Source organism: Rhizobium sp. P1_E1 (genome assembly GCF_056406015.1).
The window spans coordinates 14516-31330 of sequence record NZ_JBFUAY010000060.1; the positions used below are offsets into that span (position 1 = coordinate 14516).

Annotated in this window: 15 protein-coding genes, 1 other RNA gene and 1 pseudogene; 11 read left to right on the forward strand and 6 right to left on the reverse strand. The window is 61.8% G+C overall.

Annotated elements, in window-relative coordinates; all coding sequences use genetic code 11:
- Nucleotides 1-81 precede the first annotated feature (81 nt).
- Nucleotides 82-459: a DoxX family protein gene (locus AC1D1Z_RS20055; protein WP_130653009.1), complete on the forward strand. Its 378-nt coding sequence runs from the start codon at nucleotides 82-84 to the stop codon at nucleotides 457-459.
- A gap of 6 nt (nucleotides 460-465) precedes the next feature.
- On the opposite strand, the pseudogene AC1D1Z_RS20060 reads toward AC1D1Z_RS20055, so the two are convergent.
- The 3 genes and pseudogenes from AC1D1Z_RS20060 to AC1D1Z_RS20070 all read right to left on the reverse strand — a co-directional run bounded on the left by AC1D1Z_RS20060 (nucleotide 466) and on the right by AC1D1Z_RS20070 (nucleotide 4434).
- Nucleotides 466-2576, reverse strand: a pseudogene (locus AC1D1Z_RS20060) (mechanosensitive ion channel family protein).
- Between the two features lie 208 nt (nucleotides 2577-2784).
- The gene (gene gnd, locus AC1D1Z_RS20065) at nucleotides 2785-3816 is read right to left on the reverse strand and encodes a phosphogluconate dehydrogenase (NAD(+)-dependent, decarboxylating) (RefSeq protein WP_018243460.1); all 1032 of its coding nucleotides are present in this window, start codon (nucleotides 3814-3816) and stop codon (nucleotides 2785-2787) included.
- A 135-nt stretch (nucleotides 3817-3951) separates the two neighbouring features.
- Nucleotides 3952-4434 carry an SRPBCC domain-containing protein gene (locus AC1D1Z_RS20070; protein WP_130653010.1) on the reverse strand — a complete coding sequence of 161 codons (483 nt, stop codon included), beginning with the start codon at nucleotides 4432-4434 and terminating at the stop codon, nucleotides 3952-3954.
- Between the two features lie 70 nt (nucleotides 4435-4504).
- On the opposite strand from AC1D1Z_RS20070, the gene AC1D1Z_RS20075 reads away from it, so the two are divergent.
- The 4 genes from AC1D1Z_RS20075 (at nucleotide 4505) to AC1D1Z_RS20090 (ending at nucleotide 8267) form a co-directional block, all read left to right on the forward strand.
- Entirely contained in the window at nucleotides 4505-4837 is a 333-nt protein-coding gene (locus AC1D1Z_RS20075) for an ArsR/SmtB family transcription factor (RefSeq protein WP_130653011.1), read from the forward strand.
- Between the two features lie 76 nt (nucleotides 4838-4913).
- Nucleotides 4914-5450: a helix-turn-helix transcriptional regulator gene (locus tag AC1D1Z_RS20080; protein ID WP_130653012.1), complete on the forward strand. Its 537-nt coding sequence runs from the start codon at nucleotides 4914-4916 to the stop codon at nucleotides 5448-5450.
- A gap of 97 nt (nucleotides 5451-5547) precedes the next feature.
- Entirely contained in the window at nucleotides 5548-6531 is a 984-nt protein-coding gene (locus AC1D1Z_RS20085) for an NAD-dependent epimerase/dehydratase family protein (RefSeq protein WP_130653013.1), read from the forward strand.
- 248 nt (nucleotides 6532-6779) lie between these two features.
- The gene (locus tag AC1D1Z_RS20090; RefSeq protein WP_130653014.1) at nucleotides 6780-8267 is read left to right on the forward strand and encodes an esterase-like activity of phytase family protein; all 1488 of its coding nucleotides are present in this window, start codon (nucleotides 6780-6782) and stop codon (nucleotides 8265-8267) included.
- Nucleotides 8268-8348: 81 nt separating this feature from the next.
- Here the strand turns inward: AC1D1Z_RS20090 and ssrS are convergent.
- The 3 genes from ssrS to AC1D1Z_RS20105 all read right to left on the reverse strand — a co-directional run bounded on the left by ssrS (nucleotide 8349) and on the right by AC1D1Z_RS20105 (nucleotide 9245).
- Nucleotides 8349-8507, reverse strand: a non-coding RNA gene (ssrS, locus tag AC1D1Z_RS20095) — 6S RNA.
- 69 nt (nucleotides 8508-8576) lie between these two features.
- Complete coding sequence (locus AC1D1Z_RS20100; protein ID WP_018243466.1) at nucleotides 8577-8954, reverse strand: cell division protein ZapA; 378 nt, start codon at nucleotides 8952-8954, stop codon at nucleotides 8577-8579.
- A gap of 15 nt (nucleotides 8955-8969) precedes the next feature.
- On the reverse strand, nucleotides 8970-9245 hold the full coding sequence (locus AC1D1Z_RS20105; RefSeq protein ID WP_012758879.1) for a DUF4164 domain-containing protein: 276 nt from the start codon (nucleotides 9243-9245) through the stop codon (nucleotides 8970-8972).
- A gap of 333 nt (nucleotides 9246-9578) precedes the next feature.
- On the opposite strand from AC1D1Z_RS20105, the gene tkt reads away from it, so the two are divergent.
- From tkt to AC1D1Z_RS20135, 6 genes are all read left to right on the forward strand, one after another.
- Nucleotides 9579-11552 carry a transketolase gene (tkt, locus tag AC1D1Z_RS20110; RefSeq protein WP_130653015.1) on the forward strand — a complete coding sequence of 658 codons (1974 nt, stop codon included), beginning with the start codon at nucleotides 9579-9581 and terminating at the stop codon, nucleotides 11550-11552.
- Nucleotides 11553-11634: 82 nt separating this feature from the next.
- On the forward strand, nucleotides 11635-12645 hold the full coding sequence (gene gap, locus AC1D1Z_RS20115; RefSeq protein WP_026188518.1) for a type I glyceraldehyde-3-phosphate dehydrogenase: 1011 nt from the start codon (nucleotides 11635-11637) through the stop codon (nucleotides 12643-12645).
- A 351-nt stretch (nucleotides 12646-12996) separates the two neighbouring features.
- Nucleotides 12997-13311, forward strand: a complete 315-nt coding sequence (locus AC1D1Z_RS20120) for a hypothetical protein (RefSeq protein WP_018243469.1) — start codon at nucleotides 12997-12999, stop codon at nucleotides 13309-13311.
- A 265-nt stretch (nucleotides 13312-13576) separates the two neighbouring features.
- Complete coding sequence (locus tag AC1D1Z_RS20125) at nucleotides 13577-13756, forward strand: hypothetical protein (RefSeq protein ID WP_018445937.1); 180 nt, start codon at nucleotides 13577-13579, stop codon at nucleotides 13754-13756.
- Between the two features lie 490 nt (nucleotides 13757-14246).
- Nucleotides 14247-16121: a potassium/proton antiporter gene (locus AC1D1Z_RS20130; protein WP_026188519.1), complete on the forward strand. Its 1875-nt coding sequence runs from the start codon at nucleotides 14247-14249 to the stop codon at nucleotides 16119-16121.
- A 70-nt stretch (nucleotides 16122-16191) separates the two neighbouring features.
- Nucleotides 16192-16815 (forward strand): phosphoglycerate kinase (locus AC1D1Z_RS20135; RefSeq protein WP_477851611.1); only part of this gene is annotated, 624 nt, incomplete at its 3' end.

Below are 16815 nucleotides of genomic sequence, written 5' to 3' on the forward strand. Positions count from 1 at the left end.
GTCACGGTGCATTGCATTTTCGTAAGCTTCGGAAGAGCCTTGCGCTCGACGGAGAGTCGAGACGCGGGAGAATGGTTCGATATGCAGGATGGTCCGGCCTTCGTGATGCTTGCCGTCGGACGTCTGCTGCTGGGTGGCCTCTATGTCGCTGGCGGCATTCATCATTTTTTCGTTATCGTGCCGCTGACCGAGGCGATCGAAACCCGCGGCGTCCCTTTTGCAAAATGGGTGCTGGTCTTGGGCAGCATATTCCAGATCGTCGTCGGCATCCTGCTGATGCTCGGCCTTTTTGTCGCGGCAGCGGCATTCGGTCTCATCATCTTCACGCTGGCCGCCACCGTCATGCTGCTGAATTTCTGGGACATGCAGGGAACGGCACGCGACAGCGCGATCAATACCTGGAAAACCAACATGGCGATCATCGGCGGCCTGCTGATCGCAGCCGCCGGCGCGATGTGAGGCGGTTCACGCCGCCGGCTCGCCGCCCGCCCGCGCATGCGCGGCGTAGCGCGCGACGGCAGCATCCACCTCCGCGTCGCGATCGCCTGCCACCTGCACCGTCGGCACGGCGAATTCGATACCGTTTTCCTGGAAGGCATTGCGGATCATCGCCAGCGCATTGCGGCGGATGACGAATTGCTCGCCAGGCTTCGTCATCATCGACAGCCGGATTTCGATCGCGAATTCGCCGAACTGCTCGACACCCTTCATCTTCAGCGTCTCGATGATATGAGGACCGAATTCCGGATTTTCGAGCAGGGTCTGCCCGATCTGCTTGATCACCTTCTTCGCCTTGACGAGATCGGTGTCGTATTTGACGTTGAGGCTGATCTTGTCGATCGTCCAGTCGCGATTGAGGTTCTTGACTGCGCCGAGTTCACCGAAGGGTACAGTCGTCAGCGGCCCGCGATGATGCCTGAGCTTCACCGAGCGCAGGCTGAAGGCCTCGACCACGCCCTTGTGGCTGCCGCTTTCGATATATTCGCCGATGCGGAAGGCATCGTCCCAGAGATAGAACATGCCGCTGATGACGTCTTTGACGATCGTCTGCGCGCCAAAACCGACTGCGACGCCGACGACACCGGCGCCGGCGATCAGCGGCCCGATCTCGATACCGAGGCCGGAGAGCACCATCAGAACGGCAATGACGGCGATCACGACGGCGAGAATATTGCGGAAGATCGGCAGCAGCGTCTGTATCCGCGCGCGTTTGGCCTTCTCCTCATCCGTTGCTCCGCCATCCACGGATGAATCGAGCAGCTTGCCGTCGATATAGGCCTTGATGACATGCCAGAGCAGATCGGCGGCAAGCAGGATGACGATGCCGCCGATCACGCCGCGCGCGATCTTGTCGATCATCGTTTCGCCCGCGGCCATCGTATCGGCGCCGACGCCGAGCATATGCCCAAGCCAGATGGCGGCAACGGCAATGATCAGCGCCCGCACGCCACGGTCGAGCAGCACGGCTGCAATGCGGCGCGTGGCAAGGAAGCTCGCTTCGGTCTGCTGCAGCGATTTTACCGCAATCGTCGAGACGGCAAGCACGCGCGGCAGCAGCAGCACGTAAATGCCGAGCCAGAGCAGCCAGTTGAAGCCTGCGACCCAGAGGCTCCAGAGCAACAGGAAATAGACGGTGAGCGCCCAGGAGGTCCCGTGACCACGCTTCTCGTCCTTGTGCGGCCGCGACCAGACCGCCTCGATGGCGATCAGCAGCAGGCCGATGCCCAGGATGTAGCCGACGAGGAGCCGCACACTCGGGGAATAACCGAGCGGCTCCATCGACTGGATCACCGCCCAGCCGAAAATGAAATAGATGACGAAAGTCGCACAGCGCCGATACCAGAAGAATGCAACCGCGCGCGCCGGCATGATCGGATCAGTGATACCCTGCCGTTCTTCCTCCACCCGCGCAAGCCCGATGAGATCGACCAGTACGCCGCCGAGACAAATCGTGAAGCGCTGACCACAAGCGCGACAACGCAAACGATCGCGATGCGCTGGCTGACCGGCGGCCAGCTGACGCTGAGAAGAGCAAGCGCCGTCGCCACTGCGAAGATCAGCGCCGGTATGACGCGCGGGGCGAGATGCATGCCCGCCATCTGCGCCGCCTGGCGGCGGCGGCGGAAGGCATAGCGGGCAATGCGCTCGACGATGGTGCCGAGCAGGAAAATCGCCAGAAACTGCGCCACCATGCGCGACCATCCGGTGGCGGCGATTTCACCGAAGAACAGCGAGGAAGCATGGCCGACCTGCGAGGGCAGCGTCATCGCCGCATCGGAGACCATCGAGACGTGCCGGCGGGCATGCTGCAGCAGACCTGACAGCACCGACATCTGGTCGCTGGCCGCCGAATCGCTCGCGGGCGCCGTCGCCATTTGCGTCGACATCCATTGTTTGACCTGAGGAGTCTGCATGAGCTCCATCATCTGACGCACTTCGGCCGGCGGGGCGGCCGCGGCCGGCACTTGCGCCGGCGGCGTCTGGGAAAAGACAGGCGAAACCGCCGAAAAAAGCGCAAGCAATGCCAGTATGCCTGATATGACGGCCTTCAAGCCCCCTGCCATGCCACGCTCCATGACCGCCTCCAATGAAATGTCGGTCGCTCGTGCAAAGCAGCGCCGACACTTTGCAATGGATACTCGCGACCGTTGCCGCCAGCAAGCAGTAGGGAAACCATACCGATGGCTAGTAAAGGCAAACGTCGCCGCCTCCTCGAAACGAAGCACTGCGCTCGCTACGTCAGGATGACGGCTTTGTCGGAACGGTGAGTGAAGTCGCTTGCCTTCAGGATTTCGCGGCCGGTTTTTCCACGTGGCCGCCGAAGCCCGCACGCATCGCCGACAGCACCTTGTTGGCGAATTCGTCATTGTCGCGCGAGGAGAAGCGACCGTAGAGCGCAGCGCTCAGCACCGGCGTCGGCACGCTTTCGTCGATTGCCGCCATGATCGTCCAGCGGCCTTCGCCGCTGTCCGAAACGCGGCCGGCATATTTCGATAGTGCGGGGTCAGCATGCAGCGCATCGGCCGTGAGATCGAGCAGCCAGGAGGTGATGACGCTGCCGCGGCGCCAGACTTCGGCGACATCCTGAAGGTTGAAGTCGTATTGGAAATGTTCCGGATGGGCGAGCGGCGCGGTTTCCGCATCGGTCTCATGCGAGGCTGCGCCGATATTGGCGTGTTTCAGGATATTGATGCCTTCGGCATAGGCGGCCATCAGGCCATATTCGATGCCGTTATGCACCATCTTGACGAAATGACCGGCGCCATGCGGACCGCAATGCAGGTAACCCTGCTCCGCGGTGCTGGCCGCAGCCGCTTCAACGCTCCGGTTCGGCGAGGCTTCCGTCTTGCCGACGCCGGGTGCCAGCGTCGCGAAGATCGGGGAAAGGTGTTCGACGATACCCTTCTCGCCGCCGATCATCAGGCAATAACCGCGCTCGAGGCCGAAGACGCCGCCGCTTGTGCCGACATCGACATAGTGGATGCCCTTGGTGATGAGGTCGGCGCCGCGGCGGATGTCGTCATGGTAATAAGAGTTTCCGCCGTCAATGACGATATCGCCATTCTCAAGCAGCGGCACCAGGCTCGCCAGCACCTTGTCGACGATCGCCGCCGGCAGCATCAGCCAGATGGCGCGTGGATGGGTGAGCTTCGAGACGAATTCCTGGAGCGAAGCACTGCCGGTCGCACCGAGGCCTGCGAGCTCGGCAACGCTTTCCGGCCTGGCGTCGTAGACGACGCATTCGTGACCGCCTCGCATCAAGCGCTGGACCATATAATTGCCCATGCGGCCCAAACCAACCATGCCAAGCTGCATAATGAATCTCCTGGAAACCGAAATGAAGTATCGAATCCGGAAATTAGCACCCGCAGTGTGACAGGCAAGCGAAGTCTCGGTGATATTGGCGAATGCGACGATTGCGCCACTGACCTCCTTGAGACCGACGTCCTGTCAAATGTCCGGCGCGCTGGCCGGCTCACCCTTCATTTCGCTGAGGAACATGCCCTCGCGCAGATTGATGCCATATTCGACAAAAGCCTTCATGCAGCAAAGCATCTGCGTCCAGCCTTCGCAGTTGAGATAGCTGCCGCGCCGGCCAGCATCGTCTTCGCGCCAGCCGGTCTCGGCAATGGTCACCAAGGTGCCGCCGTCTTCCAACGGCTTGAAGTTCATCTCGACCAGCGTCTTGTACCTTGCCTCGTCCTCGCCGGTGCCGCCATCCCAGCGCAGCACGATGCGGCTTTCCGGCACCAGTTCGACCACCTCGACCGGCGCATCCTTCCACCAGGTCACCGTCGTGCCCTTCACGAGCGGTGCGCTCGCCCCGCCGATCGTGGTGAAATAGCTGCTGAGCTTCTTCGGATTGACGACGGCATCGAACACCTCGGCGACGGGGCGGCCGATGCGGCCGGAAACGCGGATTCCGAGAGACATGACACTTCTCCTCCTCTCCATTGTGGCTGTTTCCGTTGTACTTGGCTTCATTATGTTATAAAAACATAACATGTCAAGCGAATCAACCGACGATCCTGTCTTCAAGGCGCTGGCGCATCATCGCCGCCGCGAAATCCTCGATCTGCTCAAGGATGGCCCCCGAACCACAGGGACCCTCTGCGAGATGTTTCCGCAGATGGACCGCTGCACGGTGATGCAGCATCTGAAGGTGCTGGAGGAGGCCGACCTGGTCATCGCCAGGAAGGAGGGCCGCGAGCGCTGGAACCACCTGAACAGCCTGCCGATCAAGCATATCTGTGACCGCTGGATCAGCGCCTATGCCGGCCATGCGCTCTCTATCCTCGACCGGCTGAAAGGCGACCTGGAAGGTCAGCCCGAATAATGACCCGGCGTCAAACCGCCTTGCCGCCCGGTCCGCCGAAGCCTTATGCTGGCAAAAACGGCACGGGATCAGACGGATGACGATATCGGGAGCCGGCATACGCCGCATGCGGCTGCTGCGCAGCATGAAGCAAGGACATCTCGCCGAGCTCCTCGGCGTCAACCAGGCGACGATCTCACGCTGGGAGCGCGATCAGCTCGCCCTATCACCCGAACAGGCCGTCAAGCTGGAACGGATTTTCGCCTCGCCGCGACATGCAGCAGTCGATGCGGCGCTGAAGCGGCTGGTCGAGGATTCCGTCCGGCCGGTGCATCTGATCTGCGACCGCACCCACCGGCTGCTCTCCGCCTCCCGCCCGCGGCAGGCGGAGTGGCGGGCGCCGCTCGGCGCCTTTCTCGGCCGCTCTCTGTTCCCCTACGCTTCCGCCGAAATCGCCGCCGCCGAGCAGTCGCTGGAGGAGCACGGTTGGCATGCGGGCAGGCTCTCGTCGCTGACCCTCGATACCGGCGCCAACGGCAATGCTCTGCTGCCGATCGCCGCCGGCCGCGTGACCTGGGAAAGGATCATGCGTTCCGATGGCAGCGCCGGCCGTCTCGTCACGACCATCGGCTGAGGCTGCAGCTTTCCTGCATTCCCATGCATAATTTATGCGTTGTCTGGAAACCTTAGTCTTTATAGCGTCCGCCGCCGAACGGTTAGGAGACGATGTGATGACGATACTGGTGACGGGAAGTGCCGGCCATCTCGGCGAGGCGCTGATGCGAACGCTGAGGGCGGAAAGCCGCTGGATGCGCGGCATCGATATCAAGCCCTCGGCTTTCACCGACATGGTCGGCTCGATCAGTGATCGCGCCTTCGTCCGGCAGGCGATGTCAGGCATCAGCCACGTCATCCATGCCGCGACGCTGCACAAGCCGCATGTAGCGACCCACGGCAATTACGATTTCCTCGACACAAATATCGCCGGCACTCTGCACCTGCTCGAAGAGGCGACCGCCGCAGGCGTCGCAAGCTTCGTCTTCACCAGCACCACCAGCACCTTCGGCGCGGCATTGACGCCGGTTGCCGGCGAACCGGCGGCATGGGTGACCGAGGACGTGCTTCCCGTCGCAAAAAACATCTACGGCGTAACGAAACTCGCCGCCGAAGGCCTGTGCGAACTCTTTGCCCGCAAATCCGGCCTGCCGGTGGTCATTCTCAGGACGTCGCGTTTCTTTCCCGAAAACGACGACGGCCCCGCCATTCGCAACAGATATTCGGCGGAGAATGCCCAGGCCAACGAGCTTCTTCACCGCCGCGTCGACATCAGCGATGTGGTCGGCGCCCATCTGCTGGCGCTGGAAAAGGCACCGGCAATCGGCTTTGGCCGCTACATCGTCTCCGCCACGACGCCGTTTTCGGCGAGCGATCTTGCCGCGATCAGGCATAACGCGCCTCATGTCGTCGAACGGCTGTTCCCGGGTGCAGGCGCCCTCTACGCATTACGCGGCTGGAAAATGTTTCCGGCGCTCGACCGTGTCTATGTCAACGAACGCGCAAGACAGGACCTCGGCTGGCAGCCGCGATATGATTTCCGTTTCGTACTCGATTGCCTGCGCGACGACAGGGAATGGCGAAGCCCCTTGGCACTGGATATCGGTTCCAAAGGCTACCACGACGAGGTCTTTGCCGAAGGGCCTTATCCGGTCGGATAGAGCGCGAGCTGGAGTGCGGATAGCCGAAAGCTGAGATCGTCTTCAGCACGACGCTTTCACTGAGAAGTAAGTGTCATCCAGATATCACGATCCCGTCATAGACCGTCTGCCGGGGATATGGGGCGACGAAATCCAGGGCCTGTTGTGCCATCGGGAAATCGAATCCAGGCCGGGGTGTCATTTGAAGCGGTGTCCAGCCTGCAGGCGGAAACCGTTTCGAGAGCGCTTTTGACCGAGAGGGTATTTCCATGAAGAGTATAAGACCGTACGCATCGCGGCTGTTCGCCGCGGTTCTCGCCGCATCCGCCGCCATTCCGGCCGTCGCAAGTGCCGAGAATTCCGCCACCGTCGGTGGCCTCACCTTCGTCAACAAGGGCCTGGTCGGCATCGGGCGTATCCCGGCCAACGAGCGCGACAAATTCGGCGAGACCTTCGGTTCCGGCTCGGGCATGGCGGTCGATCAGGCCGCCTGGAGCCGCGACGGCGCCAGCTATAAGGGCACGCTCTACCTGCTGCCCGACCGCGGTTACAACGCCGTTGGCACCGTCGACTATCGGCCCCGCCTGAACACCATCTCGATCGGCCTGACACCGACCGCTCCGGGTGCGGCACCCGAGGCCGGCAAGGAACAGTCTGGCGTCGACGCAAAGCTCGTCGATTCCACGCTCTTCATCGACGACAAGGGTGGCGACATGACGGGTCTCGACCCGGAATCCGCCGTCCGCCCCGCTGCCGGCGATTTTCCGCCGCTGCCGCAGGCGACGAACGGCAAGATCGCGCTCGACAATGAAGCCATCATCCGCATGGCCGACGGTACCATGTTCGTCAGCGATGAATATGGCCCTTATATCTATCACTTCTCGGCCGACGGCCACCTGCTGTCTGCCACCCAGCCGCCGAAAGCTCTTTTGCCGATGCGCAAGGGCGCGCTGAGCTTCGCCTCCAACAATCCCGGCCCCGGCGCATCCGCGCCGGACCCGAAGGATCCAGAGACCGGCCGCCAGAACAACCAGGGTCTCGAAGGCATGGCGATGACGCCGGACGGTAAGTTCATCATATCAGTGCTGCAGTCGGCTGCCCGCCAGGACGGCGGCGATTCCGGCTCGACCCGCCAAAATACCCGCGCCATGATCTATGACGCCGCCGATCCCGATCATCTGAAACTGGTGCACGAATATGTCGTACCGCTGCCGGTCTTCAAGGACGCCAAGGACAAGACGACGATCGCCGCGGAGAGCGAAATCGTCGCTCTTTCCGACAAGACCTTTCTGATGCTCGCCCGCGACAGCGGCAACGGCCAGGGCCTGAAGGGTGACACCTCGCTCTACCGCAAGGTCGGTATTGTCGACGTTTCCGCTGCGACCGACATCGCCGGCAGCGATTTCGACGCCGGCAAGCCGATCGCGCCGAAGGGCGTCGTCGATCCCTCGCTGACGCCGGCGACGCTGACACCCTTCATCGATCTCAACGACAAGGCCGAGCTTGCCCGCTTCGGCCTGCACAACGGCGCGCCGAACGACAAGAACAATCTGTCGGAAAAATGGGAAGCCATGGGGCTTGCGAGCGTTCTCGACCCGAACCTGCCGGACGACTACTTCCTGTTCGTCGCCAATGACAACGACTTCTTGACGCAGGATGGTTTCCAGGTGGGTGCAGCCTACAAGGCGGACGGCGGTGCCGACGTCGACACCATGTTCCAGGTCTTTCAGGTCACCCTTCCAAGTCTGAAGAAGTAGTCGCGCACTGACAAGGGCGGACGCGGAAGCCGCGCGTTCGCCCGCCATATCCGGGATCCCTGCCGACGATAAAAGGGAAGGGTGCGATCCACGACCACCGATGGATGTTTACGATCCTGGGTGCCTACAAACGTAGGTGGGCGCCGTGTGTCCAGGCCCACGGGCCTGGCCAGGGACAGCTCCCTTTGGATCGAGTATGGCCCCAGGGATTGTGGTTCCTGTCGAGAGGCGCAGACCGCAAGGCGATATATAAGGTTGTTTGCGCTGACGCGCCAGTGGCGACGGAAGGCCACCCCTATTTAATTGAGATCAATTGAGTTCCGGGGCGGACCGGCCATTCAGCTTGTCGGTGATGCCGCGGATGCGGCTCGAGACCTCGCTCAGCGCTGCCGCAAGATTTTCTTCGGTCCGGGCGGTCGCGGCAAGCACCGTATCGCGATTGCCGCGTAGCGACTCGAGCTCGGATTCCAATCCGGCCACGCGGCGCGTCAGCTCGGCAATCTCGTCCACGATCATGATGCCGGCCATGACGGTGATCCTGAGATCACCGATTTCGCCGAACTGGTCCTTGAGATGGCCGACATAGCGGTCGAAACGGGTGGCGAGATCGGTCAGGTGATCCTCCTGCCCTTCCTCGCAGGCCATGCGATAGGCCTTGCCGTCGATCGTTACCGTCACCTGCGCCATGCCAAACTCTTTCTATCAGCGATCCAGAACTGCGCGGATCGTTTCCATCGCCGTCACCAGCCGCCGCGATACTTCGCGATTGACCTCTTCCAGCCGGTTGGCGCGGAATTCGGCCTGATCGAGCTCCTGCGCCAGCCGGGAGCGGTCGGCGTGCACGCGCCGCACCTCGCCCTCGATCTCGCCCTGCTCGCGCTGCCGCTCGACGCGCATGTCGACGGCGTTTTCGAGGCTCGAAATCGCCTGTCTCAATTCGTTGAGCGCTGCTTCCATGGTTTTGCCTGTGGGCATCATGTCTTTCCGATTCCCGCGCAGGATCCGCGAATCGGCACGCCGCGCCGATCCTGCGATTTCAAAAGGATATGCAGCTCGCCGACGGCCCGTCAATAAATCCTGTCACTTGTCCGCCAGCCTATCCTGTGGATGAGCGTTTTCCACATGCTCGTCGCATCAAATTCGTCATTTGTACAATCGCGCGATCAAATGTCAAAAATCGCCGCTGCCCGCCCGGATTTGGCCCGCCATTTATTGACTTGCCCGTCCCAACTGCTATGTCTCTGCCGCTTTCACTCGATGGTCTTGGAGGCTCGAGGCCATCCCCCGACACCCGGAACTTGCGGAAAAGCCATGACCTCTCCCGAACAACACGACCGGATGGCGAATGCGATCCGTTTTCTCGCCATGGACGCCGTTGAAAAGGCGAACTCCGGCCACCCGGGCATGCCGATGGGCATGGCTGACGTGGCAACGGTCCTGTTCACCAAATATCTGAAGTTCGATCCGAAGAAGCCACACTGGCCGAACCGCGATCGCTTCGTGCTGTCGGCCGGCCATGGCTCGATGCTGCTCTACTCGGTGCTGTATCTGACCGGTTATCCTGACATGACGATCGAAGATCTGAAGCAGTTCCGCCAGCTCGGCTCGAAGACGGCCGGCCATCCGGAATATGGTCACGCGACCGGCATCGAAACGACCACCGGGCCGCTCGGCCAGGGTATTGCCAATTCCGTCGGCATGGCGATTGCCGAACGCAAGCTGCGCGAGGAGTTCGGCTCCGATCTCCAGGATCACTATACCTATGCGATCTGCGGCGACGGCTGCCTGATGGAGGGCATCAGCCATGAAGCCATCGCGCTCGCCGGCCACATGAAGCTCAACAAGCTCGTTCTGTTCTGGGACAACAACTCGATCACCATCGACGGCGCCGTGTCGCTGTCGGATTCCACCGATCAGATCGCCCGCTTCAAGGCCGTTCACTGGAACACGATCGAGATCGACGGTCACGATCAGGCTGCCATCGCCGACGCGATCGAAGCTGCCCACAAGTCCGACCGCCCGACCTTCATCGCCTGCAAGACGATCATCGGCTTCGGCGCCCCGAACAAGCAGGGCACCCACAAGGTCCACGGCAACCCGCTCGGCGCCGAGGAAATCGCTGCCACCCGCAAGGCGCTGAACTGGGAAGCCGAAGCCTTCGTCATCCCGTCTGATGTCCTTGACAGCTGGCGTGCAGCCGGCGCCCGCTCCGTCGAGCTCGTCAAGTCCTGGGAAGACGGCCTCGCCAAGGCTCCGGCCAGGGCCGAGTTCACCCGCCGCATGGCAGGCGAGCTGCCGGAAGGCTTCGACGCCGCGATCAGCGCATACAAGAAGAAGCTCGCCGAGACCAAGCCGACGGTTGCGACCCGCAAGGCTTCGGAAGACGCGCTCGAGGTCATCAACGGCTTCCTGCCGGAAACGCTCGGCGGCTCCGCCGACCTGACGCCGTCGAACAACACCAAGACCAGCCAGATGCATTCGATCACCCCGACGGATTTCGCCGGTCGTTACATGCATTGGGGCATCCGCGAGCATGGCATGGCGTCTGCCATGAACGGCATTGCGCTGCATGGCGGCCTCATCCCCTACAGCGGCGGCTTCCTGATCTTCTCGGATTATTGCCGCCCGCCGATCCGCCTTGCTTCGCTGATGGGCATCCGCGTCATTCACGTCCTGACGCATGACTCGATCGGCGTCGGCGAAGACGGCCCGACTCACCAGCCCGTCGAACAGCTCGCCGGTCTGCGCGCCATCCCGAATCTGATGGTCTTCCGCCCGGCCGACGCCACGGAAACGGCGGAATGCTGGCAGATCGCCATCAAGACGCACAACCGTCCTTCGGGCCTTGCTCTGACGCGCCAGAACCTGCTCGCAGCTCGCACCGAATACAGCGAAAAGAACCTTTGCGAACAGGGCGCCTATGTGCTCGCCGGCAATGCCGACGCCAAGGTGACGATCTTCGCCTCCGGCTCCGAAGTCGAAATCGCCGTTGCGGCTCGTACGGCACTCGAAGCCAAGGGCGTCACCGTCCGCGTCGTATCGGTTCCCTGCACGGAACTGTTCTTCGAGCAGCCGGAAGCCTATCGCAAGCAAATCCTCGGCAACTCGCCGGTCAAGATTGCCGTCGAAGCCGCCGTTCGCGAAGGCTGGGATGCGTTCATCGGACCGGAAGGCACTTTCATCGGCATGAAGAGCTTCGGCGCTTCCGGCCCGGTCAAGGAAGTCTACAAGCATTTCGGCATCACCGCCGACGCCGTCGTTGCGGCCGCGGAAGCAAAGCTTTAATGAGGGCGCCTTGAGGCGCTCTCCATCTCCTCAATTCCAGGCCCTCACCTATCGGGCCCTACTCTATCGGGAGTGAATGAACATGACAGTCAAGGTTGCCATCAACGGTTTCGGCCGCATCGGCCGCAACGTCCTTCGCGCCATCGTCGAATCCGGCCGCACCGACATCGAAGTCGTCGCCATCAACGATCTCGGCCCGGTTGAAACCAACGCCCACCTGCTGCGCTACGACTCGATCCACGGCCGCTTCCCGGCAACGGTGAAGGTCGAGGGCGACTCGATCATCGTCGGCAACGGCAAGCCGATCAAGGTCACGGCGATCAAGGATCCGGCAACGCTTCCGCACCGCGAACTCGGGGTCGACATCGCGATGGAATGCACCGGCATCTTCACCGCCCGCGACAAGGCTGCCGCCCACCTGACGGCTGGTGCCAAGCGCGTCATCGTCTCGGCGCCCGCCGATGGCGCTGACCTGACGGTTGTCTTCGGCGTCAACCATGACCAGCTCACCAAGGAGCACTTGGTCATCTCCAACGCGTCCTGCACCACCAACTGCCTGGTGCCGGTCGTGAAGGTTCTCGACGACGCCGTCGGCATCGACCACGGCTTCATGACGACCATCCACTCCTACACCGGTGACCAGCCGACGCTCGACACGATGCACAAGGACCTGTATCGCGCCCGCGCGGCCGCCCTTTCCATGATCCCGACCTCGACGGGTGCTGCCAAGGCAGTCGGCCTCGTTCTGCCGCATCTGAAGGGCAAGCTCGACGGCACCTCGATCCGCGTTCCGACCCCGAACGTTTCCGTCGTCGACTTCAAGTTCGTCGCCAAGAAGGCGACCAGCGTTGGCGAAATCAACGAAGCCATCCAGGCTGCTGCAAACGGCAAGCTGAAGGGCATCCTCGGCTACACCGACGAGCCGCTCGTCTCCCGTGACTTCAACCACGACAGCCACTCCTCGATCTTCGCAACCGATCAGACCAAGGTCATGGAAGGCAGCTTCGTGCGCGTCCTGTCCTGGTACGACAACGAGTGGGGCTTCTCCAGCCGCATGTCCGACACGGCAGTCGCTTTCGCCAAGCTCATCTGAGCGCTCTTCAGGCATCGACATGCAAGCGGCCCGGGAAACCGGGCCGCTTTTTGTTGCCATGCCTTCCGAACAAAACCGGCCTTCCCCGCACCAGAGCAACTCCAGGAAAAGTGCGAAGCGGTTTTCCGTCCGGAGTTGCGTAAAAACAAAAAGTTGGAGCGGTTCTGCGCTTCGATGAGAAGCTGAACCGCTCCGGCATCTTTTCGTCCATCGCCCGGATGAGATCTGCTAGAATACATCACCCTGGACATTCGAAATGCCCAGTTTCCTCGCGCATCGGCCACCGGCCAGGCGCGGCCACGCCAATACCGTGCGGCAGCACTGTCGCCCGCATGAAAATGAGAGAGATGGATGGATTACTTTACCGTTGAAATCGCCGGCCGCGCCGTTGCCAGTTTTCGCTCGGAAAATCACGAGGAAGCGACGCATTTCTTCGAGGCGGAAGACTTTCGCGACGATCTGACCATCCTGGAATCCGAAGGCAAGCCCCTGTGGGACCGCAAAGCGGCCCTGAGCTTGCGCAAGGCGACCACCGAGGAAGCAAGCGAAGTCGAGCACGCCTATGAATTCGACGACGATCCCGAACGGACCATCGAGGACGAGTTCGTCGTGTTCCTGGTCCCGGTCGCGGATCTTACCGACGAGGGCGAGGACACAGAAGACTGACCGCCGATCCGCATCTTTTTCCGGTTTCGACGTCATATCGAGGCGACGGGTTCGTATGACGCCGCCGTTCGCAGGACAGGATGGCGGCGCAGTTGAGGCGGCCTCGGGTTCGAATTCGATAGGCGTCCCTGCGCGAAACCATCGTCGACGAATTCCCTGGCCGCAAGGATGGATCACGGGTTGGCAATCCGCTGGCCAAGCGTGCTAGATTGAGGAAATGCACAGCACTGCACAATGGCTAAAATGAGCCAAGTGGAGGTGATAAATGGTAGAGGCACAAAAACGCTTGTCCCACACCACCCTCAAACGGCGGCAGCGGTTTCACCCCAAGAGGGACGTCAGACCCGCCGTACTAGCAAAGGCTAATCGTCTGGTCATCTGGGTTGCCGCGTTCATTGGCCTCTCGTTTCTTGCCATCGTCATGCTTCAGGCAGTGTTGGGATAGCGGAGCAAGGGCCGGTCGCTTCCGGCACAAGACGACAGCCGGCTGCTCTCGCTGGGCCGCCGGCATGTCCTACCCGATATCGAAAAATCTCCGCGTTCATTTTCCCAACTCTCCGCATCCGCGCCTGCAATCCATTCTTCCCGTCATTGGACAAGGCAAACGGGCCGCGTGAAAGGAGGAGCGTGTCTTATCCTGTTGCCATTCGCAGATACCGGCAGGAAAAATCCGTGCCTGTCTCTTTTGCCCTGCTCTCGCCTGATTTTCCTATACATTCTTTATAGAGAGTTTCTCCCGTAGCATCCGTGTCGGTTGGCCGTCCCGCAGCCGTTCAGCAGCATGAAGCAGCATCGCGACGAGGTTAAGCCGCAAGGCCTACCCTTCTCTGACGTTTTGCCGTTTACTGATGGATCGCGCGTGAGGGAGGGTTTGAAATAGGGCGGATCGGCCGGGGCGGCTGTGTTCGCGAAGCAGTCGATGGAAAGGGGTGGGCATGGAAGCGTTCTATATCGTGGTGCTGGTCTCGACGGCGCTCGTGCTTCTTGCCGCTTTTTCGAGCCTGCTCGCCTTCCGTTTCGGCGCCCCCCTGCTGCTGCTCTTCCTGATGATCGGCCTTGCGGCGGGCGTCGATGGCCTCGGCATCGAGTTCAGCAACAATTACCTTGCCTATATTCTCGGTTCCATTGCGCTGGCCGTGATCCTCTTCGATTCCGGCTTCGGCACGCCTATGCAGGCCTTTCGGCTGGCGGCCGTGCCCTCTCTGGCGCTCGCCTCGGTCGGTGTGCTGATCACTGCCTCGCTCTTTGCCTTGGCCGCCATGTGGCTGTTGAATTTCACCTGGCTGGAAGGTCTGCTGCTCGGCTCGATCGTCGCATCGACGGATGCGGCCGCCGTTTTCTTCCTGCTGCGCATCGGCGGCATCAACATCCGCGACAAGGTGCGCTCGACGCTGGAAGTGGAATCCGGCACCAATGATCCGATGGCGATCTTCCTCACCATCGCCCTTGTCGAGGTGCTGGCCAGCGGCGAGCGTTACGCCGGCATCAATATCGGCATGCTCGCCATGTTCGTGCAGCAGATGGGCCTCGGCGTCATTCTCGGCCTGCTCGGCGGCATGATGATCGTGCTGATCGTCAGCAAGCTCGATACCGATCGCGGCCTGACGCCGATCTTCGTGCTGGCGCTCGCTCTTCTCGTCTTCTCCTTCACCGGCGCGGTCGGCGGCAGCGGCTTCCTCGCCGTCTATGTCGCCGGCATCTACGCCGGGAACCGCAAGATGCAGGCGATCGGAACTATCAAACGCTTCCAGGACGGCATGACCTGGCTGGCGCAGATCATCATGTTCCTGGTGCTCGGCCTGCTCGCCACGCCGTCGCAATTTCCTGTCATCATCGTGCCCGCCATCCTGCTCGCTCTCTTCCTGATCTTCGTCGCCCGACCGTTGGCAGTCTGGCTGTCACTGCTTCCCTTCGATTATACCCAGCAGGAAATCGGCTTCGTCGCTTGGGTCGGCCTGCGCGGCGCCGTCTCCATCCTGCTTGCCATCATGCCGATCCTCGGCGGGCTTGAGAACGGCCAGATCTATTTCAACACCGCATTCATCATCGTGCTGGTCTCGCTGCTTCTCCAGGGCTGGACGATCAAGCCCGTCGCCAAGAAGCTCGGGCTGATCATTCCGCCGCGCATCGGCGCCGTCGATAAGGTCGAGGTCGATCTGCCTGGGGCGGCCAACCACGAGTTGCTCTCCTACCGCGTCATCAAGGATAGCCCGGTGCTGCGCGGCGAGCGTATTCCGCGCTGGGCGACACCCTCGCTGGTCATCCGCGACGGCAAGTCGATGCGCTACCAATATGCCGGGCGGCTGCGCGAGCACGATCTTGTCTACCTCTTCATCGTGCCGAGCTATTCCCGGCTGCTCGACCGTCTCTTCGCCAGCCGGGCGCCGGTGGATGACGACGATGCCGAATTCTTCGGAGCCTTCGCGCTCTCCCCCGCCCGCCCCGCCGCCGATCTCGACGCCGCCTATGGCCCCGGCCTGCTCAACGAATCCGAAAAGGGCCTGACGATCGCCGAATTGATGCGGCAGCGCCTCGGCGGCAAGGCCGATTATGCCGACCGCGTCCGCCTCGGCTCGATCATCCTCATCGTCCGCGATCTCGACGAGCACGACCACATCACCTCCGTCGGCATGTCGCTCGAAGCAGTCGAACCGGCAATTACGCTGCCGATCTTCATCAATCTCAAGGACATCACCCAGCGCATCCGCGACCGACTGAACGGACGCCGGAACCGGGAAACCAAGGCCTCCGAAAGCACGCCGAAAGCGCCGGCCGGACGCGACGAAGGCACACGCGAAAACGGCCGTTGAACGCCTTGCGTCTCGAATGATCCTTGCTATGTTCGGCGCAACTTTCGCCAACCACGACAGGATCCTCCCCATGCCTTCTTTCAAGACCCTCGACGATCTTTCCGACATCCGCGGCAAGCGCGTTCTCGTCCGCGTCGACCTCAACGTCCCGGTGAAAGACGGCAAGGTCACCGATACGACGCGCATCGAGCGTGTGGCGCCAACGATCCTGGAATTGTCCGAAAAGGGTGCCAAGGTGATCCTGCTGGCTCATTTTGGCCGGCCGAAGGATGGCCCTTCGCCGGAGCTGTCGCTGTCGCTGATCGCCCCTTCCGTCGAGGAAGTGCTTGATCATGCCGTGCTGACGGCCTCCGATTGCATTGGCGAGGCCGCCGCCTCCGCCGTTGCTGCGATGAATGACGGCGATATCCTGCTTCTGGAAAACACCCGCTTCCACAAGGGCGAAGAAAAGAACGACCCCGACCTCACCAAGGCGCTTGCCGCCAACGGCGATATTTATGTCAACGACGCCTTCTCGGCCGCCCACCGCGCCCATGCCTCGACCGAGGGTCTTGCTCACCACCTGCCGGCCTATGCCGGCCGCACCATGCAGGCCGAGCTGGAGGCGCTGGAAAAGGGTCTCGGCAATCCGGCTCGCCCTGTCGTCGCGATCGTCGGCGGCGCCAAGGTCTCCACCAAGATCGACCTCTTGATG

Excerpts from the sequence above, each read along its gene's own strand:
- AC1D1Z_RS20055 (WP_130653009.1), top strand. The coding sequence starts at position 82 with ATGCAGGATGGTCCGGCCTTCGTGATGCTTGCCGTCGGACGTCTGCTG.
- gnd (WP_018243460.1), bottom strand. The coding sequence starts at position 3,816 with ATGCAGCTTGGCATGGTTGGTTTGGGCCGCATGGGCAATTATATGGTC.
- AC1D1Z_RS20070 (WP_130653010.1), bottom strand. The coding sequence starts at position 4,434 with ATGTCTCTCGGAATCCGCGTTTCCGGCCGCATCGGCCGCCCCGTCGCC.
- AC1D1Z_RS20075 (WP_130653011.1), top strand. The coding sequence starts at position 4,505 with ATGTCAAGCGAATCAACCGACGATCCTGTCTTCAAGGCGCTGGCGCAT.
- AC1D1Z_RS20080 (WP_130653012.1), top strand. The coding sequence starts at position 4,914 with ATGACGATATCGGGAGCCGGCATACGCCGCATGCGGCTGCTGCGCAGC.
- AC1D1Z_RS20085 (WP_130653013.1), top strand. The coding sequence starts at position 5,548 with ATGACGATACTGGTGACGGGAAGTGCCGGCCATCTCGGCGAGGCGCTG.
- AC1D1Z_RS20090 (WP_130653014.1), top strand. The coding sequence starts at position 6,780 with ATGAAGAGTATAAGACCGTACGCATCGCGGCTGTTCGCCGCGGTTCTC.
- AC1D1Z_RS20100 (WP_018243466.1), bottom strand. The coding sequence starts at position 8,954 with ATGGCGCAGGTGACGGTAACGATCGACGGCAAGGCCTATCGCATGGCC.
- AC1D1Z_RS20105 (WP_012758879.1), bottom strand. The coding sequence starts at position 9,245 with ATGATGCCCACAGGCAAAACCATGGAAGCAGCGCTCAACGAATTGAGA.
- tkt (WP_130653015.1), top strand. The coding sequence starts at position 9,579 with ATGACCTCTCCCGAACAACACGACCGGATGGCGAATGCGATCCGTTTT.
- gap (WP_026188518.1), top strand. The coding sequence starts at position 11,635 with ATGACAGTCAAGGTTGCCATCAACGGTTTCGGCCGCATCGGCCGCAAC.
- AC1D1Z_RS20120 (WP_018243469.1), top strand. The coding sequence starts at position 12,997 with ATGGATTACTTTACCGTTGAAATCGCCGGCCGCGCCGTTGCCAGTTTT.
- AC1D1Z_RS20125 (WP_018445937.1), top strand. The coding sequence starts at position 13,577 with ATGGTAGAGGCACAAAAACGCTTGTCCCACACCACCCTCAAACGGCGG.
- AC1D1Z_RS20130 (WP_026188519.1), top strand. The coding sequence starts at position 14,247 with ATGGAAGCGTTCTATATCGTGGTGCTGGTCTCGACGGCGCTCGTGCTT.